31 protein-coding genes and 2 pseudogenes are annotated in these 26,738 nt (G+C 60.5%); 21 read left to right on the forward strand and 12 right to left on the reverse strand.

Annotation, left to right across the window (positions count from 1 at the left end):
* Window positions 1-276: 276 nt before the first annotated feature.
* The 5 genes and pseudogenes from AC0L14_RS03865 to AC0L14_RS03885 form a co-directional block, all read left to right on the forward strand.
* Window positions 277-408, forward strand: a pseudogene (locus AC0L14_RS03865) (haloacid dehalogenase-like hydrolase); the annotation flags it as partial.
* An 81-nt stretch (window positions 409-489) separates the two neighbouring features.
* Window positions 490-1,260 (forward strand): hypothetical protein, encoded by a 771-nt coding sequence (locus AC0L14_RS03870; protein ID WP_473748710.1) that lies wholly within the window; start codon window positions 490-492, stop codon window positions 1,258-1,260.
* Window positions 1,261-1,345: 85 nt separating this feature from the next.
* The gene (locus AC0L14_RS03875; RefSeq protein ID WP_473748711.1) at window positions 1,346-1,816 is read left to right on the forward strand and encodes a DUF992 domain-containing protein; all 471 of its coding nucleotides are present in this window, start codon (window positions 1,346-1,348) and stop codon (window positions 1,814-1,816) included.
* A gap of 280 nt (window positions 1,817-2,096) precedes the next feature.
* Window positions 2,097-2,312 carry a hypothetical protein gene (locus tag AC0L14_RS03880; protein WP_473527536.1) on the forward strand — a complete coding sequence of 72 codons (216 nt, stop codon included), beginning with the start codon at window positions 2,097-2,099 and terminating at the stop codon, window positions 2,310-2,312.
* A gap of 166 nt (window positions 2,313-2,478) precedes the next feature.
* Window positions 2,479-2,754 carry a hypothetical protein gene (locus tag AC0L14_RS03885; RefSeq protein WP_473748712.1) on the forward strand — a complete coding sequence of 92 codons (276 nt, stop codon included), beginning with the start codon at window positions 2,479-2,481 and terminating at the stop codon, window positions 2,752-2,754.
* A gap of 379 nt (window positions 2,755-3,133) precedes the next feature.
* Here the strand turns inward: AC0L14_RS03885 and AC0L14_RS03890 are convergent, their stop codons facing one another.
* On the reverse strand, window positions 3,134-3,544 hold the full coding sequence (locus tag AC0L14_RS03890; protein ID WP_473638150.1) for a DUF1214 domain-containing protein: 411 nt from the start codon (window positions 3,542-3,544) through the stop codon (window positions 3,134-3,136).
* A gap of 588 nt (window positions 3,545-4,132) precedes the next feature.
* Here AC0L14_RS03890 and AC0L14_RS03895 point away from each other — a divergent pair.
* Window positions 4,133-4,387, forward strand: a complete 255-nt coding sequence (locus AC0L14_RS03895) for a hypothetical protein (protein WP_473487206.1) — start codon at window positions 4,133-4,135, stop codon at window positions 4,385-4,387.
* Between the two features lie 15 nt (window positions 4,388-4,402).
* On the opposite strand, the gene AC0L14_RS03900 is transcribed toward AC0L14_RS03895, so the two are convergent.
* Window positions 4,403-4,819: a hypothetical protein gene (locus tag AC0L14_RS03900; protein ID WP_473748713.1), complete on the reverse strand. Its 417-nt coding sequence runs from the start codon at window positions 4,817-4,819 to the stop codon at window positions 4,403-4,405.
* 1,154 nt (window positions 4,820-5,973) lie between these two features.
* Window positions 5,974-6,291 (reverse strand): KTSC domain-containing protein, encoded by a 318-nt coding sequence (locus AC0L14_RS03905; protein ID WP_473748714.1) that lies wholly within the window; start codon window positions 6,289-6,291, stop codon window positions 5,974-5,976.
* Window positions 6,292-6,430: 139 nt separating this feature from the next.
* On the opposite strand from AC0L14_RS03905, the gene AC0L14_RS03910 reads away from it, so the two are divergent.
* Window positions 6,431-6,757, forward strand: a complete 327-nt coding sequence (locus tag AC0L14_RS03910; protein WP_473748715.1) for a DUF2934 domain-containing protein — start codon at window positions 6,431-6,433, stop codon at window positions 6,755-6,757.
* Window positions 6,758-6,903: 146 nt separating this feature from the next.
* Here AC0L14_RS03910 and AC0L14_RS03915 read toward each other — a convergent pair whose 3' ends face one another.
* Window positions 6,904-7,806, reverse strand: a complete 903-nt coding sequence (locus AC0L14_RS03915; RefSeq protein WP_473748716.1) for a hypothetical protein — start codon at window positions 7,804-7,806, stop codon at window positions 6,904-6,906.
* A 110-nt stretch (window positions 7,807-7,916) separates the two neighbouring features.
* Here AC0L14_RS03915 and AC0L14_RS03920 point away from each other — a divergent pair.
* Window positions 7,917-8,090: pseudogene (locus AC0L14_RS03920) on the forward strand (IS1595 family transposase); the annotation flags it as partial.
* 120 nt (window positions 8,091-8,210) lie between these two features.
* Here the strand turns inward: AC0L14_RS03920 and AC0L14_RS03925 are convergent.
* On the reverse strand, window positions 8,211-9,128 hold the full coding sequence (locus AC0L14_RS03925) for a class I SAM-dependent methyltransferase (protein ID WP_473748717.1): 918 nt from the start codon (window positions 9,126-9,128) through the stop codon (window positions 8,211-8,213).
* A 974-nt stretch (window positions 9,129-10,102) separates the two neighbouring features.
* Here AC0L14_RS03925 and AC0L14_RS03930 point away from each other — a divergent pair.
* A complete protein-coding gene (locus AC0L14_RS03930; protein ID WP_473748718.1) occupies window positions 10,103-10,528 on the forward strand; it encodes a tetratricopeptide repeat protein in 426 nt (141 codons plus the stop codon).
* Window positions 10,529-10,887: 359 nt separating this feature from the next.
* Here the strand turns inward: AC0L14_RS03930 and AC0L14_RS03935 are convergent, their stop codons facing one another.
* Both AC0L14_RS03935 and AC0L14_RS03940 read right to left on the reverse strand, forming a co-directional pair.
* The gene (locus AC0L14_RS03935) at window positions 10,888-11,547 is read right to left on the reverse strand and encodes a DUF2161 domain-containing phosphodiesterase (RefSeq protein ID WP_473489596.1); all 660 of its coding nucleotides are present in this window, start codon (window positions 11,545-11,547) and stop codon (window positions 10,888-10,890) included.
* 116 nt (window positions 11,548-11,663) lie between these two features.
* Entirely contained in the window at window positions 11,664-11,960 is a 297-nt protein-coding gene (locus AC0L14_RS03940) for a DUF982 domain-containing protein (protein ID WP_473489595.1), read from the reverse strand.
* A gap of 287 nt (window positions 11,961-12,247) precedes the next feature.
* Between AC0L14_RS03940 and map the strand changes: the two genes are divergently transcribed.
* Together map and radC are read left to right on the forward strand one after the other, a co-directional pair.
* Window positions 12,248-13,075: a type I methionyl aminopeptidase gene (map, locus tag AC0L14_RS03945; protein WP_123150673.1), complete on the forward strand. Its 828-nt coding sequence runs from the start codon at window positions 12,248-12,250 to the stop codon at window positions 13,073-13,075.
* 48 nt (window positions 13,076-13,123) lie between these two features.
* Complete coding sequence (gene radC / locus AC0L14_RS03950; protein WP_473489594.1) at window positions 13,124-13,879, forward strand: RadC family protein; 756 nt, start codon at window positions 13,124-13,126, stop codon at window positions 13,877-13,879.
* A gap of 51 nt (window positions 13,880-13,930) precedes the next feature.
* Here the strand turns inward: radC and AC0L14_RS03955 are convergent, their stop codons facing one another.
* Window positions 13,931-15,382, reverse strand: a complete 1,452-nt coding sequence (locus AC0L14_RS03955) for an MFS transporter (RefSeq protein WP_473489593.1) — start codon at window positions 15,380-15,382, stop codon at window positions 13,931-13,933.
* Between the two features lie 142 nt (window positions 15,383-15,524).
* Here AC0L14_RS03955 and AC0L14_RS03960 point away from each other — a divergent pair, with 142 nt between their 5' ends.
* From AC0L14_RS03960 to AC0L14_RS03995, 8 genes are all read left to right on the forward strand, one after another.
* Window positions 15,525-16,433, forward strand: a complete 909-nt coding sequence (locus AC0L14_RS03960; RefSeq protein WP_473748719.1) for a LysR family transcriptional regulator — start codon at window positions 15,525-15,527, stop codon at window positions 16,431-16,433.
* A gap of 146 nt (window positions 16,434-16,579) precedes the next feature.
* A complete protein-coding gene (locus AC0L14_RS03965; protein WP_473489591.1) occupies window positions 16,580-16,738 on the forward strand; it encodes a hypothetical protein in 159 nt (52 codons plus the stop codon).
* A gap of 454 nt (window positions 16,739-17,192) precedes the next feature.
* Window positions 17,193-18,008, forward strand: coding sequence for a cytochrome c oxidase subunit II (gene coxB / locus AC0L14_RS03970; protein WP_473489590.1), 816 nt, complete (start codon window positions 17,193-17,195; stop codon window positions 18,006-18,008).
* Between the two features lie 87 nt (window positions 18,009-18,095).
* Window positions 18,096-19,865: a cytochrome c oxidase subunit I gene (ctaD, locus tag AC0L14_RS03975; RefSeq protein WP_473489589.1), complete on the forward strand. Its 1,770-nt coding sequence runs from the start codon at window positions 18,096-18,098 to the stop codon at window positions 19,863-19,865.
* Complete coding sequence (locus tag AC0L14_RS03980; protein ID WP_473748720.1) at window positions 19,862-20,566, forward strand: cytochrome c oxidase subunit 3; 705 nt, start codon at window positions 19,862-19,864, stop codon at window positions 20,564-20,566. Before ctaD ends, AC0L14_RS03980 begins: the two co-directional genes overlap by 4 nt.
* Before the next feature lie 13 nt (window positions 20,567-20,579).
* Complete coding sequence (locus AC0L14_RS03985; RefSeq protein WP_473489587.1) at window positions 20,580-21,302, forward strand: heme-copper oxidase subunit III family protein; 723 nt, start codon at window positions 20,580-20,582, stop codon at window positions 21,300-21,302.
* Window positions 21,303-21,311: 9 nt separating this feature from the next.
* On the forward strand, window positions 21,312-21,716 hold the full coding sequence (locus tag AC0L14_RS03990) for a cytochrome C oxidase subunit IV family protein (protein WP_473748721.1): 405 nt from the start codon (window positions 21,312-21,314) through the stop codon (window positions 21,714-21,716).
* A gap of 187 nt (window positions 21,717-21,903) precedes the next feature.
* Window positions 21,904-22,377 carry an aminoacyl-tRNA deacylase gene (locus tag AC0L14_RS03995; RefSeq protein ID WP_123150665.1) on the forward strand — a complete coding sequence of 158 codons (474 nt, stop codon included), beginning with the start codon at window positions 21,904-21,906 and terminating at the stop codon, window positions 22,375-22,377.
* Window positions 22,378-22,434: 57 nt separating this feature from the next.
* Here the strand turns inward: AC0L14_RS03995 and AC0L14_RS04000 are convergent, their stop codons facing one another.
* From AC0L14_RS04000 to AC0L14_RS04015, 4 genes are all read right to left on the reverse strand, one after another.
* Window positions 22,435-23,253, reverse strand: a complete 819-nt coding sequence (locus AC0L14_RS04000) for a DUF2189 domain-containing protein (RefSeq protein ID WP_473489585.1) — start codon at window positions 23,251-23,253, stop codon at window positions 22,435-22,437.
* 53 nt (window positions 23,254-23,306) lie between these two features.
* Window positions 23,307-23,588 carry a hypothetical protein gene (locus tag AC0L14_RS04005; protein WP_473748722.1) on the reverse strand — a complete coding sequence of 94 codons (282 nt, stop codon included), beginning with the start codon at window positions 23,586-23,588 and terminating at the stop codon, window positions 23,307-23,309.
* A gap of 72 nt (window positions 23,589-23,660) precedes the next feature.
* Entirely contained in the window at window positions 23,661-24,590 is a 930-nt protein-coding gene (locus tag AC0L14_RS04010) for a heme o synthase (RefSeq protein ID WP_473748723.1), read from the reverse strand.
* Between the two features lie 135 nt (window positions 24,591-24,725).
* Window positions 24,726-25,106, reverse strand: coding sequence for a c-type cytochrome (locus AC0L14_RS04015; protein ID WP_473489582.1), 381 nt, complete (start codon window positions 25,104-25,106; stop codon window positions 24,726-24,728).
* A 287-nt stretch (window positions 25,107-25,393) separates the two neighbouring features.
* Between AC0L14_RS04015 and AC0L14_RS04020 the strand changes: the two genes are divergently transcribed.
* Complete coding sequence (locus AC0L14_RS04020) at window positions 25,394-26,281, forward strand: alpha/beta fold hydrolase (RefSeq protein ID WP_473489581.1); 888 nt, start codon at window positions 25,394-25,396, stop codon at window positions 26,279-26,281.
* A 77-nt stretch (window positions 26,282-26,358) separates the two neighbouring features.
* Window positions 26,359-26,685 (forward strand): antibiotic biosynthesis monooxygenase family protein, encoded by a 327-nt coding sequence (locus tag AC0L14_RS04025; protein WP_473489580.1) that lies wholly within the window; start codon window positions 26,359-26,361, stop codon window positions 26,683-26,685.
* Window positions 26,686-26,738 lie beyond the last annotated feature (53 nt).

Here is a 26,738-nt window from a genome sequence, read left to right on the forward strand (position 1 = left end):
TCAACACCTCCGGCCAAAAGCCAAAAGTGTTACCCATGTGTCCGGTACAAAACGTCACCTATGTCTCGGGTCGCTCAAACCGATTGCAGAGGCAATCCCTAAGTCACGATAGCCGCCGCCTAGGCAATCCGCCTCCAAATCCGCAATGCCGCTTTCCCCAAAGGACAATATCGCCGAGACCGGCCGACAGCTAACGTTGCGTCAGTCCAGAGTGTCTTCTCCCAGTCACAACCGACACTCTGCCTCGGCCGTTCCAATTTGAACAGCTGGCGGGATTTCGAAATCCTCCGGCACCACCGCGACACCGATTTCGGCCGCCTCGACCTCGCACTCGATGCCGCGGCGATCAACCACTGGTCGGTGGTGAGTATGAAGACCGACTGGAAACAGATTTTTCCAGAGAAGTAGAACCATGGTTTCGGGTTTCGATCAGGGTGAAAACCGACGCAAGTACAGTACCGGCAACCTCAAACGCGAAGGATAACTGCAATGAATAGGATTCGCACCACAAGCCTGATGGCTTTTGCTGGAGGTTTGGCCATGGCAGCCACCGGGGCAATGGCCCAGGATGCCACCAAGAAGCCGCATGTGCCGCTCGAGAAGACCATCGGCGAGGTTACGCCGACCGGTCCGGTGCCATCGCTCGCCGTCGTCAACGCGGATGGCGCCAAGCTGGAGGGCGGCAAACTGGTCCTGACAGGCGTATCCAAGAACGCAATTGTATTCGCCGACCGACCGGTGCGGGCCGCAGGGCATGTCACCACCGAGCAATTCATCATGCAGTGGGATGAAGGCAAGGACAACTTTGCCATCGACCCCCCGAATGCGACAGTCTCGATGCTCGGCGGCGATGGATCCGATATAAGCGATGTTGTCGTGACCCTGAAAACTCCGAAGCTGGAAGGAACAACGCTGACGTTCGACGTCGCCGTCCTGGAGGGAAATCTGGATGGCGCCGCTGGGCCGGCGGCTGTTTTCATCGATAACTTTGGCGGCGGCTTCCACGGCGGCGGCTTCCACGGCGGCTACGCGCATGTCGGTGATGCCACCTTCGCCCATGTCGGCGGATGGCATGGCGGGGGCTATGGCGGGGGCGGCTACTGGCACGCTCCGGTTTACCACGGGGCCTGGTATGGCGGCGCAGGCGTTGCAGCGGGCGTGGTGGCTGGCGCTGCCATCGGTGCCGCGGCGACCGCTCCATACCGCTACGGCTACTATGGGGACCAATGCGGGTACTATCCCTATCCATCGTGCTACTAGGAATGGCACTTCGCACATTTAGGGGCTCGCTCCCCCAAGGAGCGGCCATCGCAACAAGCGACATCAATTCAAGGGAGACATGATAATGGCCTACCTTCGCAGCGCATGTTTTGCGCTCTTCGTACTATCGATCCCCCTCGCTGCGACTGCCCAGAACTCGACACAGGTCGGCACATTGTCGTGCGATGTGTCACGCGGGATCGGCATGTTCGTGGTCGAAAAGCAGAAACTTGCCTGCGTTTTCCAAGACCAGAGCGGTAAGGTCGAAAACTATGCCGGTTCAATTGATCAGTTCGGCTTAGAACTCGGCGAGGTGAAAGATGGGCATTTGATCTGGGGCGTGGCTGCGGCGACAAGCGGCCTTCCGGCGGGTGCACTGGCGGGCACCTATACCGGTGTGGGCGCCAACGCATCTTTCGGCGCCGGCGCTGGCGCCAATATTCTTGTCGGCGGCAGCGACCGTTCGCTCTCCTTGCAGCCGATCTCGGTCGAGGGTCAGCAAGGCATCAACATCGCGGGTGGTGTCACCACCGTCACGTTGACGGCGACTGATTGAAGAACGACTGGTCGCACAACGCTGGAGGCTGCAGAGGGCGCGGGTCCTAGGGTGAGCGCGCCCATTGAAGCATGAGATTTTCGCGAAGGGCCTCGCGCACGCATTGCGAGCGGACCCTTATTGCTAACTTACCCCTGGTTGAAAAAGTACCAGGCTGGCTGGTTGAAGAAGTCGCAGAGCGGTTCTGTTCATAAGGGCAATACCGCCAACACTTTTTTGATGCCAGCTTTGACAGTACCGCTTGGCATGGCAGGCGTGAACAAGAGATGGGAAGCTCGTCATGAGTGGTAATCATGGTAGTGATCGCCGGCACGGAGTGCAGCAAACGGGCGGACGGATGAAACGGCGCGACCTATTGCTCAGCGGCTGTTCGTTGCTGGTAGCATCAATGCTGCCGGCCGTGCCAAAGGCGCTGGCTCAGACCGGGAAAAAACCCAACATCCTCGTCATCTGGGGCGATGACATAGGCATTGACAATATCAGTGCGAGGGCGTGACGGTGGCGCTTCCGGCTGCCGGTAATTGGGCGACGAGACTCCACCGCAAGTTCCCTAAAGGACAATATCGCGGAGCCAAGTGCTCTCCTATGGTTGACCTAGGGGTAGGCCCGACCCGTGCCGATCCCGCACGAGCACGAAATAAAAGCAACCAGGAGAAATGACCATGAACCTCAAGATGCTTTGCACGGGCGCGATGGCGTTTTCGATGATGACCGGCGCCGCACTTGCCGAACACGGTGGCGCCCTCGACGAGCCGACGAAAATGGCGCCCTTCTACACCGCTGCCGACATGAAGACCTTAAAATCGGAAGCCGACTTCAAGGCCGCTTGGGAGGGGTTGAAAGACGAGGATCGCGCCACGATAAAGCAGGAATGCGGCGACATAGCCAGTGATGACCAGGGGCATGGCGACTTCTGCACGATGGTTGGCCACCAGTAAACGCTGCCGGTTTGGTGAAGTCGGAGATGGCGGGCAGCGTTGCCTGCCATTTTTCCGTGACCGGACCTTTTCCGTCAGCGCTCATGAGATTACCGGCGGGCGCGTTCATCCATGTCACATTGTGGCTAACTAAAGGACGCTTTCAGATCGGCCCACGAAACTTCCGCTAAGCGCCGATGGGCTGCCGTAAGGCCCGACGCCAACCGAGGGTCAGATCGTGTCATGCGACACTCGCGAACGAACGACTCCAAAGGATAGAATGTTGTCATTCGTCTCATCGATTGGAACGAGCAAATAGCGCCAGTCCCGGACCTTTGCAGTAATGCAGCGAAGGTCGCATCTCGACCAATGGTTCACCGCCCGGCATCGGCAGCTGTCGTCAATTCACCTTCTCGATATCGCCGGGCTTCCAACTTTTGTCGATGGCAGCTTCGGTCGGGCCGTAGAGCCTGAGGATGGCGAAATACCCCTTGTTCAGCACAGTCGCGAGCCAGTTGCCGGCCTTGCCCTCTGGGGCTTTGGGGCCGAGGTAAAGGTCCGTGCTGCCGTCGGCGTTCTGCACCGGCTTGTCGCGCGAGCCGAGCGACGGGAATGGTTGCCCGTTGGCCAGGCCCGAGGCGTTCTCGGCTTCGTAGAGCGTCACCGACCAGAAAGTGGCGGCTGGAACGTTCGGCGGCAGGTTGATCTTGTAACTCGAACCGCCCGAGAGCGACGCGCCGGTGCTATCGGTAAAGGCTATGACGCTAACAGGCTTCGTGACTTGATGGCAAAAGTTATCATGGGTGGCCACTGATTCTGAACGTGAGCTAAGAGCAACTACGACAGGGCCAGGCGCAAGGCGGCCATAATGCCCGCCTCGACATGGCTCCGATACACTCCGCCTTGCCGGCACAATATGACCAAACTCTCAGACTTGGGGCCACACTAGGCCGGCCGCTGGGCAGCCCGTCTGCACATCTGCCGCATGTACCGCGCTCCCAGGCTATGCGCCAGGACGAGCAGTTCTGACGTGCCTCCAGCCCGCTAGTCGGGATACTTCAAAGGCTTGTGGCTTGGCGTAGCGTGGTGAAGAGCCTCGCCAAGATCGCGCATGTCCATTTCTTGCCCGCAGACAGGGCAAATCTGGAAATGCTTCGCTTCGTCCTGCACCGGGCCATCGTGGCGCTCCCCCTTGAAGCCAGTCGCTTCACTATTCGTCCGCGGACGGTTCCGAATGGCCTTCACCGTGTCGGTGAGCGTCGGTCCGCCCCTCGCTTTCGCTCTGATCCGCTCAAACACTGTCGGTCGTCGGCCATTCCACACCTCCTGACCGCAAAACGGACGGTTTTGTTGCTACCCACGTTGCGCTTGATACGATCGCGCGACCAGGAGCACCAAGATGAGCGGGCCGGAGCAGGATTTTGCCGAGAAGCTCCGCAGCCGCATCAGAGAGAGTGCCGCAAACGAACGCGGTGAACGGGCAGGGCTACAGCTAGTTCGCATGGCTATCGAAATGACGTGCCCCGCTGGTGTGCTGCCGAGCGAAGAAGCTGTCCTGCTGCTCTATGGTCCTGAGCCGGTCCATGAGGGGGAAGCGCTGGCCAAAGCCATCATTGAGACGGTGGAAAAGCTGACCCGGTGCCCACCGCGTTGATTTGTTGCCGGCCGGCTAGGCAGCTTCTGGACTCTCGCCCGCAATGGCGGCAGGCAAGCCGGCGGCATCGACGGCGGCGTGCCCGACTACAGCAAGGAAGCCGACTGCATCGAACGCCAGCTTGATGGCTTTGCCCGCGTTCAGAAACTGCTGCCCCGAAGGAGTGAACCATGACTGACACCAACACCGCCGACATTCTCCGACGTCAGCGGCTACGTCACCCGCTTCGGCACCGCCTGCGCCTACGAGGTCTTTCAGGCGGGCTTTGTCCGTCCTCAAGCAGAGCCTGTTCGACGAGACGACCGGGCGCTCGATGGTCAAGGTGGCCTGAGCCAGGACGCCTGAACAGTGCGCACCATAGGCAAGAAGATCGGCCTGACGCAGGAATAGCTCGCCAATATCGGGTCGGCTCACGCCCTCGTGCGGCGTCATGGGGCCCCCACAAGCCACCCTCACCCCGCCTGCCGCAACCCGGGGGGCGACCGGCACGGACAAGGATGCCTGCTTCGCGCACCCCATCAGCAGCGGTGTGGCTTCTAGCCGCAAATAATTGCTTGAAGCAGTTCCCGACACCACATGGTGGTCCATAGCCAGCCAAGCGAGATAAACTCGACGCAGTCGCGCTGCCCTCCACAGGGGAAATCAGACTATTGGATCATGGCGATGGCCTACGGCCAACCTTAGGAAACTAGAAAGACATCATGCCTGAAAACACCAGACTAACGTCGAGGGATGTCCCCCTCATTCAGCTAGGCCTCTATCAGTGCCGCTTTCCGGTGAGCGAAGACCCGTCAGTACCTGGCGGTTACCGTTTTTGCGCTGGGCCAACTTCGCCGGATCGCGTCTACTGTGATCACCACCACAGCATCGTGACCGCCGTCGAGCCTCGTCGAGCCCGTTCGGGTTTCCACCTCGCTCAACGACGCGCCGCGTAGGCTGCCCGGTCTCTAGGCTCGGCGCTTTGAGCTCTGACGCTGACAGTCGACTTCAGCCGTTTGCATCGTCGTCCTTTCGCGGGCTGAGCCCTCCGCGCGCTGGCGGTGGGCGTTGCTTCGTCGTCTATCATGCCGCCCCCTCATATTCCTTCTGCTATTTCGGATTGGTAGCGTCAGATCGATCAGCCTAGCCTGCAGGAGGGATGGCGTGAGTTCGTCACCCTGACCTATGCCAGCGGCGCACCTGGCCGAGCCTGGGCCAACGCTGGCCAAGAGCACAGGCCGCCCGCTGCTGTGAGTTCGCAACGCCAAAGCACAATCACCCCGATCCGTTGCTTGATGATCCCGCGAGCACGAACGGACATGCCGTGGCGGTCCCCGTTTTCTGGTTCGATGAATCGCTGGAACAAAACACCGGATCGGACCGGGCTGCGGCATTAAGTCCCCAGACGACAAGCAAAAGATGAGCCGCCCATAGAGCCGGCGCGAGCAACGAGGAGAGAACCGTTGCGGATCGCATAGTTAACCCCTCTCGTATGAACTTATTGGGACGGATCGCCTTTCCAAATTACGCATCAGCCGCCTTTGACGTGAGGCGAAGCCAGCCCCGATGGTCTCGATGGATGGCCTTCCGATGTCAGCAGATCCAGATCATCCCGTCTCGTTGCCGGCCGCAACCCGTCGGTACCGGAAGTGATTGCGGATGTGGTCGTTGAAGTAGCGGCCCTTGGCGAAGGCCGCTTTGAATGCGGCAAAAGTCTCCGGCGGCACGCCCTCAAACTCATATCGTTTTCCGCTGGCGACGAACCACACCGAAAGGATTCGGCTCTCCGGATCGTATTCCGTTTTGGGTATTGAGGTGGATGGCATGACGGCAGCTAGATCAAAAGTAATCAGCGAGCGGAGCGGCGGTCGCGTTCCCTCGTGGTATCGCTCCCGAGCAGCGCACGAGGATTTTCTCCAGGCCACCTAACGCATCGCGGCGTCGCAACACGCGGCAGGCACGGTGCTCCGGAAGCCAGTCTTTCGTCCCTCTTTTGTCCGAAATCGGCGCGTAGGATCGGATCGTTCCGTGGCCCCACGCGTTGGAGAAAAGGCAACGGGAGGAATGAACATGTCAGACGAGAAACACGAACGCATTAGGCGACGCGCTTATGAGATATGGGAAGCGCTGGAGATCGAGACCGAAGACCGCTCGCTCGGTGCTCGGCCACCAGCAATATCTGGTGCCGATGTACCAGTTCCCGCGCAGACCCAAAGCCGAGAGAAGAAAGGCAAGCGTGCTGCTGGTCAATCGGATGTTGAGGCGGCGGAAGCACTGGCGATGAGAACAGGCATCACCGGCGATCAAGCTCAAGAGCTTATCGACCGCCTCGGTGACGATCCGCTGGCGCTCGATGAGGCGGCGCGGAGCCTTAGGGCGTCCGAACGGTAACCGCCGGCTTTCTCAGGCAGCCCATCGTGTAACTCGACAGATCGCCGCAGATTTTCAATCTCCGTCCCCCGCCAGCGGACCGCCGAACAAATGAAAGCCCGCGCCTCTGGCGGAGAGAGCGGGCCGCTCGGGTCGCGGTCTGAGTTTCATGACGTTGGACCGAGATCGCGGTTTCGCCTTCGACGCTCGATGATGCGAGCGTTTCGACGAGCGACTCTGAGTTCGGTGAGCGTCGGCTGCCACCAGCCCCGGGAATGTTCCATCGGCCCGGCTTCACGACGAGCGGGCCATGTCCTGATGAGTTCCGTCAGCGTTGCCGAGCGCCACGTTCCCCACACGTAGTCGATGTCGGTCCGCGTCGCATGTGGGCAGAAAGCAGCTACTGCCGACGGCTCGGCAATTTCCCCTGACACATCGGTAAAGACGACAATGCCGTACTGCTCTGTTGCGACAGCGCGGCCCATCGGAGGCAAGTCTTCAGCAGGCAACGGATAGCGATGGCGGCGGCGTTCCGCATATCGCAACCGCGTGGTTCTTTGAGCTTCCGAGTCCCTCGCCGCCTCGCGTCGTCGCTTCCTTTCCTCGGGTTCGCTACGTCTGGCAGCCTCTTCGATTGTCGGCCATCGGCGCCGCAGTTCCTCATAGGATCGAAACGGCACGCGCCACGCCCGGAGTTCATCGTCCCAACTTGCCCAGGGAATTTCGTGTAGTTCCCGAAGGACGGTCTTCGAATAGGGTGTCCGAATGCGCAGGTCGTCGGCAACCTCGAGATAGGGACTGGAGATCGGATCGAAAGCGAACGCGTCGCGCCCCTTGCTGTCGGCGTGGATCGCCAGCAACTCGGCCTCACGCGCCAGCCAGCGGTCAACCCGGCGGGCCGCCGTCTTGCCTGGTACAAACCAGCTCCTGCGCTCGTCGCTCCACCTCGCTCGCGGAAATGCCGCCCGAAATCGTTCGACTGTCATTCGGTCATAAGGAAAGTTCGCCAAGGCACCAGGCGTGCCTTGTTTCTCCAGCGCATGCTGATGCTTTGGTTCCTCCACGGTCATGCCGTCAATTGTGTTGGATTCGCAGAGAAACGTGCCGCCGGCCCTAATGGTTCACACGCGAACCAGAACGTGAGTGCCCTTCGCAAGGGACGCCACCAATCACGACGGACGGCATCAGCGCCCATCAGCTGCACCGCGTTCTGGAATGCACCTACAAGACCGCGTGGTTCCTGGCCCATCGCATTCGCGAGGCAATGCGCTCGGATGACTTCATGCGGATGGGCGGCGACGGCAAGACCGTCGAGGCGGACGAAACCTACATTGGCCGCCGCGTGACGTTCCGGTCAACAAGGTCTTATTGACAGCGCGCCATGACACTCCAACCTTTTTGGAGTTGACCGTTGATCCAGTCAGCGTGACCGTGGGGTCATAAGGCTCCTTCGACATCACGGCGGCTGCATATCTCATTTTCGCATAACCACTGCGGCCTGATGATCGTGCGCCTGCTCCTTCACAGCGACAACCGGTATGATCCGGCCCCACCGCCGCTCCAAGGAAGGGACGTCATAAAACACCTGAGAGTTCGGGTCAGCGCCGAAGGTAAACACCGACCACTCGACTCCATCAGGATTATTTTCGGCGAAGTTGGAGTTCAGTTCTGCAAGTAGGTCAGAGAAAAGTGGATCATCGCGATACTTCGTTCGCAGAAGATCAATCGTCTGCCGAGTATGAATGGTGATATATGCGTAACCGTCCTGACGGAGAACGCGCCGAACTTCGAGGAGCCACGCCTCAGCCAATTCGGATATATGCGTGAAAACCGATCCGCAGTAAACCAAGTCGAAGGTGCTGTCTTCAAATGGAAGATGCGGTGCTGTGGTGTTGGTTGCGAAGAGCATCGGCGGATTAAGGTGTTCCTGGCACCAAGCGATATGCTCGGCATTAATGTCGAGGCCCCAATGCTCTGATGTCTCGTCTCGCGGAAGAAATCGCAGCATGCGGCCACTGGCGCATCCGAGATCGAGCACGCGTGTCAACGGAATAGGCGGTTGCCCGACTTCATTGAGGATGCAAAGCATTTGTGCCACGTCATCTTGTCCGCATTTCAAATAGTCTAATTCAGTCTGGGCGTATCCTTCCCACAGATGTTGAGGTGGAACCGGCGCGGCATTTGACTGGGAGGGACAAACAAACAAGACGTTATGGTGTCTGGCTAAGGGGATGAATCGGGCCGAGCTGCCGGGACGTTCTTGGCTGATGAGTTGCTCGGTCGCGAGCTTGAAACGCTTGGTTTTACTTAACTGCCCAGCTAGCTTTTCCATCAGCGCCATTGCGCGACGATCCTGACTTAGTTTACGAGCCAGTTGTTCAATGAGGTTCATTTGCGCAGCCTCCAATTCTGATCGATGGTTTACGCACAAATTCGAGTCTAGGCCCGTCCCATCTGGTGGCTAGGGGAACGGATCATGATCATTTACTAAATTAGCAATTCTGCATGAAACGGCTTATTATTTTTCCCAGCCGGCGGGCACGCCCACACCCCCGCCGGTTAGGCCCGGCGGTTGGTTGCCTACTCCGCAGCGGCTGTCGGGCCGACCATCTCAGCGAGGATGCAGTGGAAGCGCCAGAGACGATCCAAAACGCCTGGGCCGCGCTCAAGCTGGTTCGCATGGCGATCGAACAGACCTGCCCGCCGGCGTGCTGCCGAGCGAGGAAGCTATCCTGCTGCTCTATGGTCCCGAACCGGCCCATGAGGGCGAAGCGCTTGCCAAAGCCATTATCGAAACGGTGGAAAGGCTGAACCGATAACGTCCAAACGGTTCGCCTGGGCGTACCGCTTGAGAAACACACCCGCTAGAAATCTTTATCTGGCCTCGATAGGCGCGAGAATCGCGTCAGGGTCGAGGCCAAGAGCCGTGACTAGCAGGATTGCGTCCGGGTCGTCGCAGTAGACCTCGGGTCGATCGGGAGCAAACCAGCGGGCGAAATAGACCGGGTTTTGCGTTGGAACGGTGGACCGATGCGGATTTTGTCCTTTCCTGCATCCTTGAAGGAGCCGCGATTCAATTAGCATGCTCTTAATTAGTTCCGGAAAATTTTAACGAATCGTTGACCGCGCTGTCCCAGAATAGGACGGCGCGGTCAAACCCCCAAACGGGCTGCGCTGGCGGCTCCGGCAATTCGCCTTCCCGCGCTACTGTCGGAGCCGCTACCACACTCCTCCAAAATACCAGTAATCGTTGAAACAACTATTACCGCACGTGCTTTCCAGTGCGTTTTCCCAGTCGTTAGACTTTGATGGAACAGGCCTCGCCTTCACGGTTGACGCTGAGACAGTCCATCTCAGCGAGGAAGCATGGAAGCCCAAGAGAACATCCGCAACGCCTGGGCCGCCCTCAAGCTGGTTCGCATGGCTATTGAACAGACCTGCCCCGCAGGAGGCGGCCCGCTTCCACAGAAAGGTTGGTTCATCCAGGCTGAGAACGTCTATCGCCAAATCCTGAACACCGAGCCCACGCATGATCAGGCGCTGTACGGACTCGGTCACGTTCTGGGTACGAAGGGCGATAACCGTCAGGCTGCGGAATGCTTCGGCGCGCTTGCAGCTATGTCGCCGCAATCTGTAAACGCCTGGCTTTGCCTGGGCATTGCGCAGCAGTCGCTAAACGACCACTCCGCAGCCATCGAATCGTTTGGACGAGCCACGGACCTCGACCCGGGCTTCACCCTAGCGCGTTATGCCCCGGGGCCGCAGCCTTCTCGCCCTTCAGCGGACGGATGAGGCGGCCCAGGCTTTCACGCTGGTGCTTGAGAATGGATCGCCCGCGCCGGCGGAAACCGCCCTGCGCGCCAAGGCCCGGCGACAATTGCAGCAGTTGAGGACAGCCAAGCCGCTCTACATAAAGAAACCTGAGCGCGAGACGCCCGTCATCCAGCCGTCGGTGCCGCTGGGGCTGACAAATCTGCTTAAGGTTGCGCGGCGGCAACCACGAGCCGCTCCATCTCTTCTGTTGCTTGACGAGGGGCTTGCCTTAGGATCAGCACGCGATTGGCCCGTCCAGAGCGGCCAAACGCAACGGCAATCAAGTCGGGAGAGGTCCCCTGCCGCTGCAAGCCGCTCAAACGACTCGTGCCGCCTCGTCATGGAGCCGGTTGCGGCCAGCGCTGCAACGCAGCACGGCCAACGTCCGTAAGCGCATAGACGCCGCGCTCGGCCCTGGCGAACCAGCCATAGACGTTGTGAAGCAGGATCTTGGCAGCGCGTGGTGAAACGGTTTTCAAGTCGCGCGGACGCTTCGGGCCGTCAACCATGGCAGCGGCGCAGGCCAGTGCATCCTGTCGGTAAGCGGTCATTATCGGCGTACGCGAGCCGCCGCCGACCACAGGGTCGCCGCGCCGGCGCCGATGCTCGTCCACCAGGCGCGATCTTCGCCTCGGATCTCGCCGGGGCGGCAAGGCGGCCGGGCTGAGCAGCAATTCGACGTTGCCGGCGGAACCAACTCCCAAAAGGCCGAAGCCGAGCCGCCTGCAGAGTGCGCGGAACCGGCGATCGCGCTCGCGGCCTTTGCCTCGACTTGACATGCGCGCCGCAAGCCAGACCTCATCGCATGACGCAGCACGATCGACACCTTGAAGTATGAGCTCGAGGTTGAACTGCAATTTCAATTCGCAGATGACGACCACGGGCGGCTCGCCGTCGCGCAACCCCACGACGTCGCAACCACCAACTTCGCCTTTGACGGTGAATTCCAGGCCCTCAAGAAACCGCTTCACCGGCATGTAAAGAGACGTTTCCTGCATGCGCGAGGCATAGCCGATTCGTGACTGGCTGGCACAGCATCACCGAAGAGCATGCCGCTCTGGGCCAGATTTGCCGCTCGTCGAACGCATGGAAGTGTGGGATGCCAGCTCGGCCGCTAAGCTCTCAGCCCCCTCGCCTCACCAGAACGCTTGCCCGGAACCATCATATCCCTGGCCAGCAGGCGGCTCACCCGGCAGAACGCCATGAACGCCCGGCAGGCGTCCTCGGTCTCGACCAGGTCGACCGTGGCGCCGAAGCAGGCATTGAATGCGGCCTGATAGACCGGGCCTTGCCGGCGAACCGGCCAGCCTTGCAGGAAATCCAGCGCCTGTTCGACGCTGTAGATTTCCTCGACCGGCAGGCCAGGCGCGGTCGTGATGCGCACCGGCACCTCGAATTGCAATCTGTCCATTCCTGTCTCTCCCGAACGCGTTCCCGCAGCAACACCGTTCGTCGCAAAGTTGCTTTGACCGGCTTTTCGCTCAGGCCCCACTTCTTGCTCAGAAATATGTCGTCAGTGCGGACAAACACCCCGGCACGCGCCGGACAGGCACAAGATGAAGCCGCGAGGTATGAATATCGCCGGCTTAAGCCGATCGCCGGCAGTTCGTCCTTGAACCTGACGCCGTCCGGTGCCAAATCTGGGAGGATTTTCGCGCGGGCTCATTGGAAGCCCTTTCTTCCGGCAAGACGGACACAATGGTCACCTATCTCGACGCCGCCATGGCACCACTCAGAAACACCGGCCAGATCCGCCTCTATGGCGAAGAAGGCTTTGCCGGCATGCGCAAGGCCTGCGATCTCACCGCGCGCTGCCTCGACGAACTGGTGTCGATCGTCGCACCGGGCGTCACCACCGAAACCATCGACCGTTTCGTCTTCGAGTTCGGCATGGATCACGGCGCATTGCCGGCGACGCTCAACTATCGCGGCTACACGAAGTCGTCCTGCACCTCGATCAACCACGTCGTCTGCCATGGCATTCCCGACAACAAGCCGTTGAAGGACGGCGACATCGTCAACATCGACGTCACCTACATCCTCGATGGCTGGCACGGCGATTCCTCGCGCATGTATCCGGTGGGCACGATCAAGCGCGCCGCCGAGCGCCTGCTCGAGGTCACGCATGAATGCCTGATGCGCGGCATCGCGGCGATCAAGCCCGGCGCCCGCACCGGCGCCATCGGCGCCGCCATCCAGACCTATGCCGAAAGCGAGCGCTGCTCGGTGGTGCGCGATTTCTGCGGCCACGGCGTCGGCCAGCTCTTTCACGACGCGCCGAACATCCTGCACTATGGCAGCGCCAGCGAAGGCGTCGAGATGCGGCCGGGCATGATCTTCACCGTCGAGCCGATGATCAATCTCGGCCGGCCGCACGTAAAAGTGCTGTCGGACGGCTGGACGGCGGTGACACGCGACCGCTCGCTGTCGGCGCAGTATGAGCACACGATCGGCGTCACCGAAACCGGATGCGAGATTTTCACGCTGTCGCCAAAAAGCCTCGACCGTCCCGGCCTGCCGGCCTAGTGTTTGTGCGAGGGCCGGATCTTTCCGGTCAAGAAAATGCGGGCGGCCATGGGGACAACCAGCGACGACGACGAGCGGGGTTTCTTTCCCGAGAGACCGACAAAATCGCTCGCGAAAGCCACGTCGGTCGAAAAGCCGCATTATCTCGGTCATCGCGACCGCTTGCGCCAACGGTTCGCGGCCGCGGGTTCCGACGCCCTCCCCGATTACGAATTGCTGGAGCTCTTGCTCTTTCGCCTGATCCCCCGCGCCGACACCAAACCCGTCGCCAAGGCATTGCTGGCGCGCTTCGGCACGCTGGCCGAGGTGCTTGGCGCGCCGGTCGCGCGGCTTGAGGAGGTCAGGGGTATCGGCCCGGCGGTGGCGCTCGATCTGAAGATCGTTGCCGCGGCCGCCCAACGCGCGGCACGTAGCGAGATCAAAGGCCGCGAGGTCTTGTCGTCCTGGACGCAGGTTCTCGGATACTGCCGGTCGGTCATGGCCTTCGAGGAGCGCGAGCAGTTCCGTATCCTGTTTCTCGACAAGAAGAACGCACTGATCGCCGACGAGGTGCAGCAGGTCGGCACCGTCGACCACACGCCGGTCTATCCGCGCGAAGTGGTCAAGCGCGCGCTCGAACTCTCCGCCACGGCGATCATACTGGCGCATAACCATCCGTCAGGCGATCCGACGCCGTCGCGCGCAGACATCGAGATGACCAAGCTGGTCATCGAGACGGCCAAACCGCTCGGCATCGCCGTCCACGATCACATCATCATCGGCAAGAAGGGTCATGCCAGCATGAAGGGCCTGCTGCTGATCTGACGCCCTGCTTGAACATGCGTCGGCTTCTCGCCGAAAGCTTCCCGTCTCGTGTCATGACACGCCAGGCAGCGAAGGACGTGGCGCGGGAGTACGGCTGCCAACCGCGATGGCGAGCGCGACGACGATCAGTATAGCCGCGACCGCGAACGTGATCCGCATACCGGCGGCAACGGCCTCGGGGCGCGCCGTTGCGATGTCCATCGCCTCTGAGGCGAATGCGAACACAGCGCCCATGACGGATGCGCCGGTGATGAGCCCGAGATTGCGCGACAAATTGAGCAAGCCGGAAACGACGCCCCGCTGGTCCGGGTGGATATCCGACATGACAGCGGTGTTGTTGGCGGTTTGGAACAGCGCATAGCCCGATGTGATGACTGCGATCGGGGCGATGTAGCCGGGGACGCCTGATATTGCCGGCATCACGGATAGACTGAAGCAACCGGCGGCTATCGCGATGAGCCCAATGATGGTCATGCGCCCAGCGCCAAAACGGTCGGCTATGCGACCAGCTGGCACACCGGTCAGCGCGGCGACAAGCGGACCGACCGACATGACGATGCCAACAAGAGCCGCGTCGAGCCCGAGCGCACGAGACAGATAGAACGGCCCGACCACCAGCGTCGCCATCATCACCGTCGCAACGAGCGCGCTCATGGCGAGGCTGGCACTCAGCATCGCATTGCGGAACGCGCCCAATCGGATCAAAGGCGACGCCACTCTCGCCTCCACAAGCACAAAGAAGCCGGTTCCGAAGACGGCAGCCACCAACAGAGCCATGTTGAGCGGACCAAAACTGCCACGCCCGATCGTCATCGCGAGCGCATACGCGCCAAGCGTCAAGGCAAGCAGCAGCGTGCCGACAACGTCGAAGCCGGCCCGATCCGTCTTCGGCCCCCGGCGATCAGCCGGCAGATAGCGATAGGCGAGAACAAATGCCAGCAACCCCAGTGGCACGTGGACGAGGAAGATCGCCCGCCAACCGGCTCCGGCAATCAGAAGGCCGCCGAGCGAGGGACCCAGAGCGGTGCCGATCGCCGACATCGTTCCGAGCAGCCCCATGGCGCTGCCGGTCCTTGCCTTCGGAACCGTCTCAGCGACAAAGGCCATGGTCAGCGCCATCATGATAGCCGCCCCCAGGCCCTGCGCCGTCCGGGCTGAGATCAGCAGCCAGAGCGTCGGCGCGAAACCACATAGGACTGAGGCCGTCGTGAACAGGAAGAGCCCGGCCAGCAGCAGCAGCCGGCGGCCGGTGATGTCACCGAGCCGTCCGACGCTGACGATCAGCGTGGTGATGGCGAGGAGATAAGCCAGCACGATCCACTGGACGTCCTGGAACGAGGCGTTGAACGCCTGCGCCAACGTCGGCAAGGCAACATTGGCGATGCTGATCCCGAGTGAGGACAGCAACATCGACAACGAAAGGCTGGCGAGTGCCCACCGAACCGAAGGTGCCCGTTGTGGATTTCCAGCGACTGCCCGTCCTGCATCGATTGGCTTCAACATGAACTCCGTTTTCTGGCGACTCCTGAAACGGAGTTGGCAGACAGGTAGTCCTTGGCTTGGTATGACGAAAGGCGCATCGTTTGCAGTTAATCATTGCGTCTGACGCTATGTCACATAGTGCCGACCGTGCTACGATCAGCATATGTCGCATCCCGATCTCAATCTGCTTGTCACCCTTGATGTGCTGCTGACGGAAGGCAGCGTGGCGCGCGCCGCCAAGAGGCTGCGGCTGAGCCCGTCGGCGATGAGCCGGGCGCTGGCGCGATTGCGTGAGACGACCGGCGATCCGCTGCTAGTCAGGGCTGGACGCGGCCTCGTGCCCACACCCCGAGCCATCGAGCTCCGCGAGCGCGTCGGTCAGCTTGTGGAGGACGCCGAATCCGTTCTGCGTCCTGTTGAGACGTTCGACCTGAAACGGCTCGTGCGAACCTTCACGCTCAGAAACCAGGATGGCTTTGTCGAGAGTTTCGGACCGGATCTCATTGCGCGCGTCGGCCAACAAGCACCGGGCGTGCGGCTGCGTTTTGTGTTGAAGCCAGACAAGGACAGCACGCCCCTGCGCGACGGCAGCGTAGACCTGGAAACCGGCGTCGTCGGAAACGCCACGGGACCGGAGGTGCGCGCGCAAGCGCTGTTTCGTGATCGTTTCGTCGGCGCCGTGCGGATGGGGCATCCATTATGCGAGCTGACGATCACCCCTGCCCGTTACGCAGCCTGCCGGCACATCCTCATCTCCCGTCGCGGGCTCGACAGGGGGCCGATCGACGACGCCTTTGAGCCGTTAGGGTTGAAACGAGAAATCGTCACGGTCGTCGGCGGCTTTTCGGAAGCTCTGGCCCTGGCGCGTGCCTCGGACCTGATCGCCAGCGTTCCCGAACGCTATACGGGGAACCTGCGCGACGGGATGTTCTGTTTCCCTCTGCCGATTCCCTTGCCGGAAATCACGGTTTCACTTTTGTGGCACCCGCGGCTGGATGCCGATCCGGCGCATCGCTGGCTGCGCGGTTGCGTTCGAGACGTTTGCGCCGGAACAACTCCCTGGATTTCTTAGTGATTGAGGCGAGCGTTGCTGATCCGATCACGGCAACTCGGTGTTGCAGGTGCCGGCGATCTGGCCGACCGCCTCGCTGAGCCCGGCAAGGTCGAAATCGGCCTCGCCTCGCCCTGACACCATCCCGAACCAGCCTCCTCCCGCGCTTGCCGACCGACCAGCTTTCGTTGACCTTGCTGGCGTTGTCGACGGTTACCGACACGGTGATGGTCCGGCTGGCGGAGACGGCATCGTTCAACTGCAGCCATTCGCTCCAGCGCGAGGAGGAGCGTCGTGGCGACCGCGCCTCCAATGCCGACGAATAGCTTCAGCGATCCCTCCAACGACCTGCACTTTGCAACTCGGCGCAGATAATGATCAAAACCTCGTATCGCCAGCCGCCAACCGCTGCTTGGGCACGAATCTATCGCCTACCGCATCGGCTCGAAAATCGGAATCGATTCGCGGACAGCACGATGCGCAGATAGTGAGAGTGCAGAGTGTATTTTGTCCGTCTAAGTGGCCGCACGTCGCTCTAAGGTCAAAACCGCACATGGGGCGGCCTTTCACAATTCGGCGGAAACCCGTGTTGTTCGGCGCTTTTGGCAGGCTTTTTCTTCGCCGCAGCCTTCTTCTTCTTAGGTTTTTCCACATCATCGCCATTGCGTTTTCGGCTGACCGGAAGACCGCACTAGAATTTCGATCAGAAATCGAGCTATGATGCATTTGGCATTTCCTGGGACGGCTTCGCGCCCTTGGAATGCCGGGAGGAAACGGGATATGGCCATAGCGCTTGTACTCGTTTTGGTAGTTGTGGGCTCAGTGTTGTTCCACTTCCTGAGCCCATGGTGGTGGACGCCGATTGCCTCTAACTGGGACTATATCGACAACACCATCATCATCACCTTCTGGATCACCGGCGTCGTCTTCGCCGCCGTCGTCCTATTTATGGCCTATTGCGTCTTCCGCTTCCGTCATCGGGAAGGCAATCAGGCGGCATACAAACCCGAGGACAAGCGGCTCGAATGGTGGCTGACGATCGTCACCGCAACCGGGGTCACGGCCATGCTGGTTCCCGGCCTGTTCGTCTGGAACCAGTTCGTCAGCGTCCCAAGCGACGCAACTGTGGTCGAAGTCGTCGGCCAGCAATGGCAATGGAGTTTCCGCTTGCCCGGCAAGGACGGCAAGCTCGGCACATCCGACACCCGTAACGTCAGCCCTGAAAATCCCCTGGGCGTCATTGCCGACGATCCCAGTGGCCAGGACGATGTCGTCGTCGAAGCCGCCGATCTGCATCTGCCGGTCGGCAAGCCGGTCAAGATGCTGCTTCGCTCGATCGACGTGCTGCATGATTTCTATGTCCCTGAATTCCGCGCCAAGATGGACATGATCCCGGGCTCGGTCACCTATTTCTGGTTCACCCCGACCAAGACCGGAACCTTCCAGGTCCTGTGCGCCGAACTTTGCGGCCAGGGGCATCCTTTGATGCATGGTGTGGTCATGGTCGACACGCAGGAAGATTATACGGCCTGGCTCGGCGAACAGCAGACTTTTGCGCAATTGTCGGCCCCCCAGCAGGTGGGCTCGGCAGAGTAGACGCCGTGAAAGACGGCGACGTGGGTTGAAATTGCGGCAGGGCTCGAAACTGTCGAGCCTGGCCGAGAAGGGCACGGAGGTGTTCCTATGGTCGATATCACGCCTGCAGATGCGGTGCCGCCGGCCGAAGTCCCGGAGATGGAACTCTACCATCCGCACAGCTGGTGGACGAAATACGTTTTCTCGCAGGACGCCAAGGTCATCGCCATCCAGTATTCGGCGACGGCGACGGCAATCGGCATGGTGGCGCTGGTGCTGTCCTGGATGATGCGGCTGCAGCTCGGCTTCCCCGGCACGTTCGATTTCATCACGCCGGAAGCCTACTACCAGTTCATCACCATGCACGGCATGATCATGGTGATCTACCTGCTCACGGCACTCTTCCTGGGTGGCTTCGGCAACTACCTGATCCCACTGATGGTCGGCGCGCGCGACATGGTCTTTCCCTATGTCAACATGCTGAGCTACTGGATTTACCTGCTCGCCGTACTGGTTTTGGTGTCGAGCTTCTTTGCGCCCGGCGGGCCGACGGGTGCCGGCTGGACGCTCTACCCGCCGCAGGCGATCATGACCGGCACACCAGGCGGCCAGGACTGGGGCATCATGCTGATGCTCATCTCGCTGATCCTGTTCATCATCGGCTTCACCATGGGCGGCTTGAACTATGTGGTGACGGTGCTGCAGGCCCGCACACGCGGCATGACGCTGATGCGCCTGCCGCTGACTGTCTGGGGTATCTTCACCGCGACGGTCATGGCGCTGCTCGCCTTTCCGGCGCTGTTTGTCGCCTGCGTGATGATGCTGTTCGACCGTGCGCTCGGCACCAGCTTCTTCATGCCGGCGATCGTCGAGATGGGCGAACAGTTGCAGCATGGCGGCGGCAGCCCGATCCTGTTCCAGCATCTGTTCTGGTTCTTCGGCCACCCCGAGGTCTATATCGTGGCGCTGCCGGCCTTCGGCATCGTATCCGACCTGATCAGCACCCATGCACGCAAGAACATCTTCGGCTACCGGATGATGGTCTGGGCCATCGTCGGCATCGGCGCGCTGAGCTTCGTGGTCTGGGCCCACCACATGTATGTCAGCGGCATGCATCCCTATTTCGGCTTCTTCTTCGCCACCACGACATTGATCATTGCCGTACCGACCGCGATCAAGGTCTACAATTGGGTACTGACGCTGTGGCGCGGCGACATCCACCTCACAATACCGATGCTTTTTGCCCTGGCCTTCATCGTCACCTTCGTCAATGGCGGGCTGACCGGATTGTTTCTCGGCAACGTCGTCGTCGACGTTCCGCTGTCGGACACGATGTTCGTCGTCGCCCATTTCCACATGGTCATGGGCGTCGCCCCGATTCTCGTGATCTTCGGGGCGATTTATCACTGGTACCCGAAGGTCACTGGCCGGATGCTGAACGAGGCAATGGGCCAGTTCCATTTCTGGGTCACCTTCCTCGGTGCCTACCTGATTTTCTTTCCCATGCACTACATCGGCCTGATGGGCGTGCCGCGCCGCTACAACGAACTGACCGACATGACGGTGATGACGGAATCGGCCCACCACCTGAACTCGTTCATCAGCGTCATGGCCTTTATCGTCGGCTTCGCCCAGATAGTATTCCTGTTCAATCTGATCTGGAGCATCCGCCATGGCCGGGAAGCCGGCGGCAATCCGTGGCGCGCCACGACGCTCGAATGGCAGACGCCCGAAACACCGCCCGCCCATGGCAATTTCGGCAAAGAACTGCCGATCGTCTATCGCTGGGCCTATGACTACAGCGTGCCGGGCGCCAAAGAGGACTTTATCCCGCAAAACATGCCGGGCTCCTTCGGATCCTCAAGAGAGCCGGCATGAGCGTCATTCTGGTCTTCCTCCTCGTGATCGCCGGCTTTGCCGGATGGTGGCTCTCCCACCAGCGGCTGATGGCCAAGCCATGGCTCGAGCAAGGTGTGATCGGGGATGTTATCGGCTCGGAAGGATCGGCGCTGCCGACCGCCAAGATCGGCCTCGGCGTCTTCCTCGCCGTCGTCGGCTGCCTGTTCGCGCTTTTCACCAGCGCCTATTTCATGCGCATGGCGCTGTCGGACTGGCAGGCGTTGCCGCTACCGCGCGTGCTCTGGTTCAACACAGGCGTGCTGGTCCTGAGCAGCATCGCGCTGCAATGCGCCTCGGTCGCTGCGCGCCGGGGCCAAATCGACACGGTCAGGCTTGGCCTCGTCACAGCTGGGCTCACCGCACTTGGCTTCCTGATCGGACAGCTTGTGGCATGGCGGGACCTGACCGGCGACGGCTACCTGCTGACCGCCAATCCGGCCAACAGTTTTTTCTACCTGATAACCGGGATGCACGGCCTGCACATACTGGGAGGGCTGGTGGGCCTGAGCAGAACGACTGCCGGCGCCTGGAACGGAGCACCGGCGGAGCGGCTTCGCCTCAGCGTCGAATTGTGCGCCATGTACTGGCATTTCCTGCTTTTCGTCTGGCTCGCCATCTTCGCGCTTCTGGCCGGCTGGGCCGCGACTTTTATCGAGATTTGCCGACAGTTGCTGACCTAGGAGGGCCGGGCGGATGGCAGAGACGACAGTGACACATATCGGCCAAACACAGCCGCGGCCGGCGGGCTTGCAAGGCGTCGCGGCCGACTGGTCCTCGGATCAGCGCGCGTTCAAGAACGTGTCCTGGGGCAAGGCCATGATGTGGATATTCCTGCTCAGCGACACCTTCGTCTTCGGCTGCTTCCTGCTCTCCTACATGACCGCGCGCATGTCTACCCGAGTGCCGTGGCCCAATCCGAGCGAGGTCTTTGCCCTTCACATTGGCGGCTCGGACATTCCGCTGATCCTTATCGCCATCATGACCTTCGTGCTGATCTCGAGCAGCGGAACGATGGCCATGGCGGTCAACTTCGGCTATCGCCGCGACCGCCGCAAAACGGCGATCCTCATGCTTTTGACCGCAGCACTCGGCGCGACCTTCGTCGGCATGCAGGCGTTCGAATGGACCAAGCTGATCACCGAAGGGGTACGGCCCTGGGGCAATCCGTGGGGTGCGGCGCAGTTCGGGTCATCCTTCTTCATGATCACCGGCTTTCACGGCACCCATGTGACGTTTGGGGTGATCTTCCTGATCATCGTGGCGCGAAAGGTCTGGCGCGGCGATTACGACACGGGACGGCCTGGTTTCTTCACCAGCCGCAGGGGTCGCTACGAGAACGTCGAGATCATGGGGCTCTACTGGCATTTCGTCGACCTGGTCTGGGTGTTCATTTTCGCATTCTTCTATCTTTGGTGAGAGGCAGATATGGCTGAGATAACCGCAAACGGCCTGGGGCAACATACGCTGCACGGAGCTCAAGCGCATGATGCGACAGCAACCGGCATCGCCCCCGCGGAGGTTCATCAGGAGCACCCGATCAAGCTCTATCTGGTCGTCTGGGCATGGCTGTTCATCCTCAGCGCCTGCTCCTATATGGTCGATTATCTCGGCATCCACGGCTATCTCAGATGGTCGCTGATCCTGATCTTCATGATGCTCAAGGCCGGGCTGATCGTCGCGGTCTTCATGCACATGGCCTGGGAACGGCTGGCGCTGACATATGCGATCATATTGCCGCCGATACTAGTGCTGGTGTTCGTGACAATGATGGTCTTCGAATCGGATTACACGCTTCTCACCCGGATGGTGTTTTTTGGGGCCGGGCCCTGACGCGCAATCCGGGTACAGGGTCGACGGCGTCTCCCGTCAAGAGCTGGAAGCGCTAGTTGCGGTCCGCTCCTGTCTGCCTTGAAACAATCGACAGCTGGCCCATTTTTGTTAGCACGGGAAACGACGGAAGGAGAATGATTGCCTGCGTTTCCACATGCGTCGCGAACTCCAGCAAGGGAGGCTCAGGATGACGATCGCAAACAGACTGAAGGACTTTATCGACGGGAAAGGAATTTCCTATGACACCGTCGAGCACCACCGCACGTCGACAAGCAGGCAGGCCGCCATAGCGGCGCATGTGCCCGGCAGCATAATGGCCAAATCGGTGGTCGTTCACCACGAACTCGGCTATGCGCTGGCCGTGGTTCCCAGCACGCACAGGATCGAGCTCGGCACGTTGCAGGATGTCATGGACAAACGTATCGGACTCGCCTCCGAAGACGAGGTGGTTTCGCTCTTCGAGGATTGCGACACCGGCGCCATCCCGCCGATCGGCGCGGCCTACGATGTGCCGGTGATTCTCGATGAGAGCCTCGGCAATGCCGCCGACATCTATTTCGAGGGCGGCGACCACAGGACGCTCGTGCATGTCAGCGGCAAGGATTTCCGCAACCTGACCAGCGACGCACGCCAGGCCCGCTTTAGCTACCCGGCTTACTGAACACCCTGGCCAACTTGCCGCACCGATGCTCTCTCCGGTGCGGCAGGCAGGATTTTGTCAGTTAGCCGGTCTGGTGGAGGCCGGCGATTCCACAACTTTCCGATAGACGTGCCAGGTGGCGTGACCGAGGATCGGCAGCACCACCGCTAGCCCGGCGAACACCGGCAGCGAACCAATGATCAGCGCGACGGCGACAATCAGTCCCCAGACAGCCATCACGATCGGGTTCGCCAGGACCACACGCACTGAGGTGTGGATGGCTTCGTAGGCACCGACATCACGATCGAGCAACAACGGGAACGCGACGACCGTGGTGCACAACACCACGGCGGCGAAGACAAAGCCGATAGCGTGGCCAAGGATAATCAGCGTCCAGCCGCGTCCGGTGGCGAATATTTCACTGATGAAGCTGGAGAGCGATTCCGGCGGGGCCGGGCCGAACACTTGCTGGTAAAATATCTGCGCGGTCAAAAGCCAGGCGATGAAGATCGCAAGCAGCATGATCCCGACCGCCGCGATGGCCGGCAGCGCCGGAGAATTCCTGACCCCGAAAGCGTGGCTCCAGGAGGCGTCGAGCCCGGCCTCCCGTCGCCGGCTGATCTCATAGAGGCCGATCGCCGCGAATGGACCGATCAGCGCAAAACCCGACACCAGCGGAAACAACAGCGGCAGCGCATTGTTGCCCGACGTCCAGACGGCGAGCACGACGCCGACAAGCGGATAGATCAGGCAGAGGAAAACGATATGCGACGGTTTGACCATGAAATCGTCGACGCCGCGCTTGAGCGCGTCGAAAAGGTCGGAAACGCCGATCTTTCGAATTCTGGTGTGCTCCAGCGTCTCGCTGGCGCCTGCAATCACGTGAAAACTTGCCATGACCATTCCTCCAGACCAGGTCCGGTAAGGTCGCGATTTTACGGTGCTGCCGTTCAGCGTGACTGGCCACGCAAAACCGCGACCTGCACCATGATCAACATACGCTCTTGCAGGGGATTTGTCGCCGCCCTTTGTCTTGAGAGGACGGCTCCGGTGATCCGGCTAGCTCTAACCGCATTTCTTCGATATTCTCCAAGCTGGGTTGAAGGGTGAAGGTCATGGATGGAAAGACCGTTCTCATGCTCGGCCTTGGCGTAGTTATTCTGCTGTTGCTGGGATTCTGCGCAGTGCCAATGTGAGGTTTGAGCAGGTTCGGGGCGCACCTCGATCAGCAATCGCCGATTCTCAACCCGGCAAGCAATCCGAGAACATCAGGATTCAATGCAGCCACGAGGCAGGTCATGCCGTCAATTTCCGGCTGACATGACGACACGCATTGCAGTGGTATCGGCAAGCAGCACGGCAAAGATCGCGAAAAGATAGAGAATCGAATAGGCAAACAGCGCCTTTGCGCGATTCATCTCCTTGTCGATCAGAAGCTTCCAGGCATGCCAGATGAAACCCGCGCCCAATGCGGCCGAAACAATCCCGTACAATCCGCTCGCGAATCCAAAGGCCCAAGGCAGCACGCCGATTGGTGCTAGGATCAGTGAATAGACGAAGATCTGTTTTCTGGTCGAAGCCTGGCCGGCCACGTTCGGCATCATGGGAATGCCGGCAGCAGCATAGTCGCCGATCTTGAACAGCGCGAGCGCCCAGAAATGCGGCGGCGTCCAGAGGAAGATGATCAGAAACAGGATGAGACTTTCAGCCCCCACGGCGCCGGTGGCCGCCGCCCACCCGATGACAGGAGGAAGGGCACCCGCGGCGCCGCCTATGACGATATTCTGCGGCGTCGAGCGTTTCAGCCACATCGTGTAGATGACAACGTAGAAGAAGATGGTGAAGGCCAGCAGCGATGCGGCAAGCCACCCAACCAGCACGCCGAGCGTCATGACCGAAAGTACGGAAAGCACCAGGCCGAAGCCGAGAGCTTCGCCTGGCGTGACCCGGCCTGAAGGGACCGGCCGCTTCGACGTGCGCGACATCAACGCGTCAATATCGGCATCGTACCACATGTTGAGTGCCCCGGCCGCTCCCGCTCCAACTGCAATTGCACCAATTGCAATCACGGCGATGACCGGATTCATCGCCCCAGGCGCCACCATCAGGCCGACGAAAGCGGTAAAAACAGCAAGCGCCATGACGCGTGGTTTCAGAAGCGCGAAGAAATCACTGACCGTCGCTTCAGAGATCTGGATACCGGTATCCTTGAGGCCGCTTTCCCGAGCCGACATTTCAGGCGACCACCGATGGGAACGGGCAATCTGGCCGACCCATCAGCCGGCGGAAGAGCCAGGTTACTTCCTGGCGGAAGAACCGGGTTACTTCCTGGCGGAAGAACCGGGTTACTTCCTGGCGGAAGAACCGGGTCATTTGGAGAATTGCTTCAGATAGGCGATGACGTTGGCGAGATCCTCGTCCTTCTTGAGGCCGGGAAATGCCATCTTCGTGCCCTTGACCATGGCCTTCGGGTCGCGAAGGTAATTCGTCAGTGTGGCGTCGTCCCATTTGACGCCGGATTTACCCGCCTCGGTCATAGCTTTAGAATATTTGAACCCTGGATGCGTGCCGGCCGTCCGGCCGATAACGCCGCTCAACGACGGACCGACCTTGTTCTGGTCCTTGTCCACGACGTGACAGACTTTGCATTTGGTGAAGACCTTCTCACCCGCGGCGGCATCCTGTGCCTGCGATTGGTTTGTGATGAACGTCGCAACAGACACGACGACGAAAAACGCGATTGCACGCATGGCATTCCCTCCCCGATCGCCAAATCTGCCTTGGACGATCTGCGCGTGCCGACAGTTTCGCCGGCATGCGCCCCTTGCACGACAGAGCGGAATATCCGCGTCATGGAATTGCGGCATCTACATACCACAGAAACTGGCCGGCAGATAGAAGAGTCGATCAGCAGGATTGCCGCCGAAACGATAAGGCCGCTCGATCGGCGTCGAGCGCAGTCGGAACGCATACCGGCTAACGGCGTTAGACCAGCTACGGTTCAACGTCTGCAAGATCAAAGATCAGAGAAGCGTCCATGAACGACAGGAGCGTCCTGGACGTGCGCCACGACACCCGCACGATCGATGGCGACACGGTCTTTTACAGAGAAGCAGGTCCTGCCGCCGCGCCGGTGTTGTTGCTTCCGCATGGCTATCCCTGCTCGTCCTTCCAATATCGCCGGCTGATGCCGGCACTCGCCGATCGCTGGCGAACGGTCGCGCCGGACTTCCCCGGCTTTGGCTATAGTGGAACCCCCGATCCGGCACGGTTCGGTTATGATTTTGACGCCTACGCGACTTTCCTGGAGCGGTTCACCGACGCGCTGGGGCTCGGCAGCTATGCGTTATGGCTGCACGACTACGGCTCGCAGATCGGCCTGCGCCACGCTATAGCTCACCCATCGCGGATCAGGGCCCTGATCATCCAGAATGGCGACATCTACGCGGGTGCTCTTGGCCCAAAATACGAAACGATCCGGCGTTTCTGGCGGGATCCCTCACCGGCGAACCGTGCGCCGCTCGAAAACGCGGTGAGCGAGGACGGCTTTCGCGCCGAGTTCGTCGGCGAAGTCGATGGCGACGTCGCTCGATGTGTCCCGCCCGATATGTGGAAATTGCATTGGCCGCTGATGAATACGCCTGTGCGCCGTGCGCTTTCAGTCGGACTGATGGAGAAGCTCAAGGCTAATCTCGACTGGTTCCCTCGTTACCAGGGATACCTGCGCGAGCAACAGCCGCCGGCAGTGATCCTTTGGGGCCTGAAGGACGAATACATGCCCGAGCCGGCAGCGCGCGCCTATCTGCGCGATCTCCCCGAGGCCGAACTGCATTTGCTGGACGACGCAGGGCACTGGCTGCTGGAGACCCATTTCGAGGTCGCCCTGCCATTGGTGCGACGGTTTCTCAGCAAGGTCCTGCATTAATCGGCCCGCACAACACCGCAGCGGATCCCGCCATAGCTGCCCCATCCTCATCACAATCATCGAGAGGAGCGCAAGTCATGACCGACAACGCCACAATTGCCCGGATCTGGCGGGGAAGGACACACAGTGATTTGGCAGACGTCTACGAGCCCTATCTACGCCGCGAAGGCATTCCGCCGCTTCAGGAGAAGGCACTTGGCGTGCAGTTGTTTCGCGAAGATCGCGAAGAAGAAACAGAGTTCGTGACGATCTCGTACTGGCCTGACGTCGAAGCCATGGCGAGCTTCACCGGCGGCGACCCGCACAAGATCCATCACCTGCCGCGTGACGAAGAGTTTCTCGTTGAACTGCCCCAACGAGTGACGGTGATGCGGATCCTCGTCAATCAATTACCTGGCAATTAGGGCGGCAGCGGCCTTGCGACGTCGACAGCATCGAAAAAGGCCGCCTCAAGGGC

The organism is Mesorhizobium sp. WSM4841, from assembly GCF_055811515.1.

Bases quoted from the DNA above. Each gene is read 5' to 3' on its own strand.
- AC0L14_RS03870 (WP_473748710.1), top strand. From the start codon at position 490: ATGAATAGGATTCGCACCACAAGCCTGATGGCTTTTGCTGGAGGTTTG.
- AC0L14_RS03875 (WP_473748711.1), top strand. From the start codon at position 1,346: ATGGCCTACCTTCGCAGCGCATGTTTTGCGCTCTTCGTACTATCGATC.
- AC0L14_RS03880 (WP_473527536.1), top strand. From the start codon at position 2,097: ATGAGTGGTAATCATGGTAGTGATCGCCGGCACGGAGTGCAGCAAACG.
- AC0L14_RS03885 (WP_473748712.1), top strand. From the start codon at position 2,479: ATGAACCTCAAGATGCTTTGCACGGGCGCGATGGCGTTTTCGATGATG.
- AC0L14_RS03895 (WP_473487206.1), top strand. From the start codon at position 4,133: ATGAGCGGGCCGGAGCAGGATTTTGCCGAGAAGCTCCGCAGCCGCATC.
- AC0L14_RS03900 (WP_473748713.1), bottom strand. From the start codon at position 4,819: ATGACGCCGCACGAGGGCGTGAGCCGACCCGATATTGGCGAGCTATTC.
- AC0L14_RS03910 (WP_473748715.1), top strand. From the start codon at position 6,431: ATGAACATGTCAGACGAGAAACACGAACGCATTAGGCGACGCGCTTAT.
- AC0L14_RS03915 (WP_473748716.1), bottom strand. From the start codon at position 7,806: ATGACCGTGGAGGAACCAAAGCATCAGCATGCGCTGGAGAAACAAGGC.
- AC0L14_RS03925 (WP_473748717.1), bottom strand. From the start codon at position 9,128: ATGAACCTCATTGAACAACTGGCTCGTAAACTAAGTCAGGATCGTCGC.
- AC0L14_RS03930 (WP_473748718.1), top strand. From the start codon at position 10,103: ATGGAAGCCCAAGAGAACATCCGCAACGCCTGGGCCGCCCTCAAGCTG.
- AC0L14_RS03935 (WP_473489596.1), bottom strand. From the start codon at position 11,547: ATGCAGGAAACGTCTCTTTACATGCCGGTGAAGCGGTTTCTTGAGGGC.
- AC0L14_RS03940 (WP_473489595.1), bottom strand. From the start codon at position 11,960: ATGGACAGATTGCAATTCGAGGTGCCGGTGCGCATCACGACCGCGCCT.
- map (WP_123150673.1), top strand. From the start codon at position 12,248: ATGGTCACCTATCTCGACGCCGCCATGGCACCACTCAGAAACACCGGC.
- radC (WP_473489594.1), top strand. From the start codon at position 13,124: ATGGGGACAACCAGCGACGACGACGAGCGGGGTTTCTTTCCCGAGAGA.
- AC0L14_RS03955 (WP_473489593.1), bottom strand. From the start codon at position 15,382: ATGTTGAAGCCAATCGATGCAGGACGGGCAGTCGCTGGAAATCCACAA.
- AC0L14_RS03960 (WP_473748719.1), top strand. From the start codon at position 15,525: ATGTCGCATCCCGATCTCAATCTGCTTGTCACCCTTGATGTGCTGCTG.
- coxB (WP_473489590.1), top strand. From the start codon at position 17,193: ATGGCCATAGCGCTTGTACTCGTTTTGGTAGTTGTGGGCTCAGTGTTG.
- ctaD (WP_473489589.1), top strand. From the start codon at position 18,096: ATGGTCGATATCACGCCTGCAGATGCGGTGCCGCCGGCCGAAGTCCCG.
- AC0L14_RS03980 (WP_473748720.1), top strand. From the start codon at position 19,862: ATGAGCGTCATTCTGGTCTTCCTCCTCGTGATCGCCGGCTTTGCCGGA.
- AC0L14_RS03985 (WP_473489587.1), top strand. From the start codon at position 20,580: ATGGCAGAGACGACAGTGACACATATCGGCCAAACACAGCCGCGGCCG.
- AC0L14_RS03990 (WP_473748721.1), top strand. From the start codon at position 21,312: ATGGCTGAGATAACCGCAAACGGCCTGGGGCAACATACGCTGCACGGA.
- AC0L14_RS03995 (WP_123150665.1), top strand. From the start codon at position 21,904: ATGACGATCGCAAACAGACTGAAGGACTTTATCGACGGGAAAGGAATT.
- AC0L14_RS04000 (WP_473489585.1), bottom strand. From the start codon at position 23,253: ATGGCAAGTTTTCACGTGATTGCAGGCGCCAGCGAGACGCTGGAGCAC.
- AC0L14_RS04010 (WP_473748723.1), bottom strand. From the start codon at position 24,590: ATGTCGGCTCGGGAAAGCGGCCTCAAGGATACCGGTATCCAGATCTCT.
- AC0L14_RS04015 (WP_473489582.1), bottom strand. From the start codon at position 25,106: ATGCGTGCAATCGCGTTTTTCGTCGTCGTGTCTGTTGCGACGTTCATC.
- AC0L14_RS04020 (WP_473489581.1), top strand. From the start codon at position 25,394: ATGAACGACAGGAGCGTCCTGGACGTGCGCCACGACACCCGCACGATC.
- AC0L14_RS04025 (WP_473489580.1), top strand. From the start codon at position 26,359: ATGACCGACAACGCCACAATTGCCCGGATCTGGCGGGGAAGGACACAC.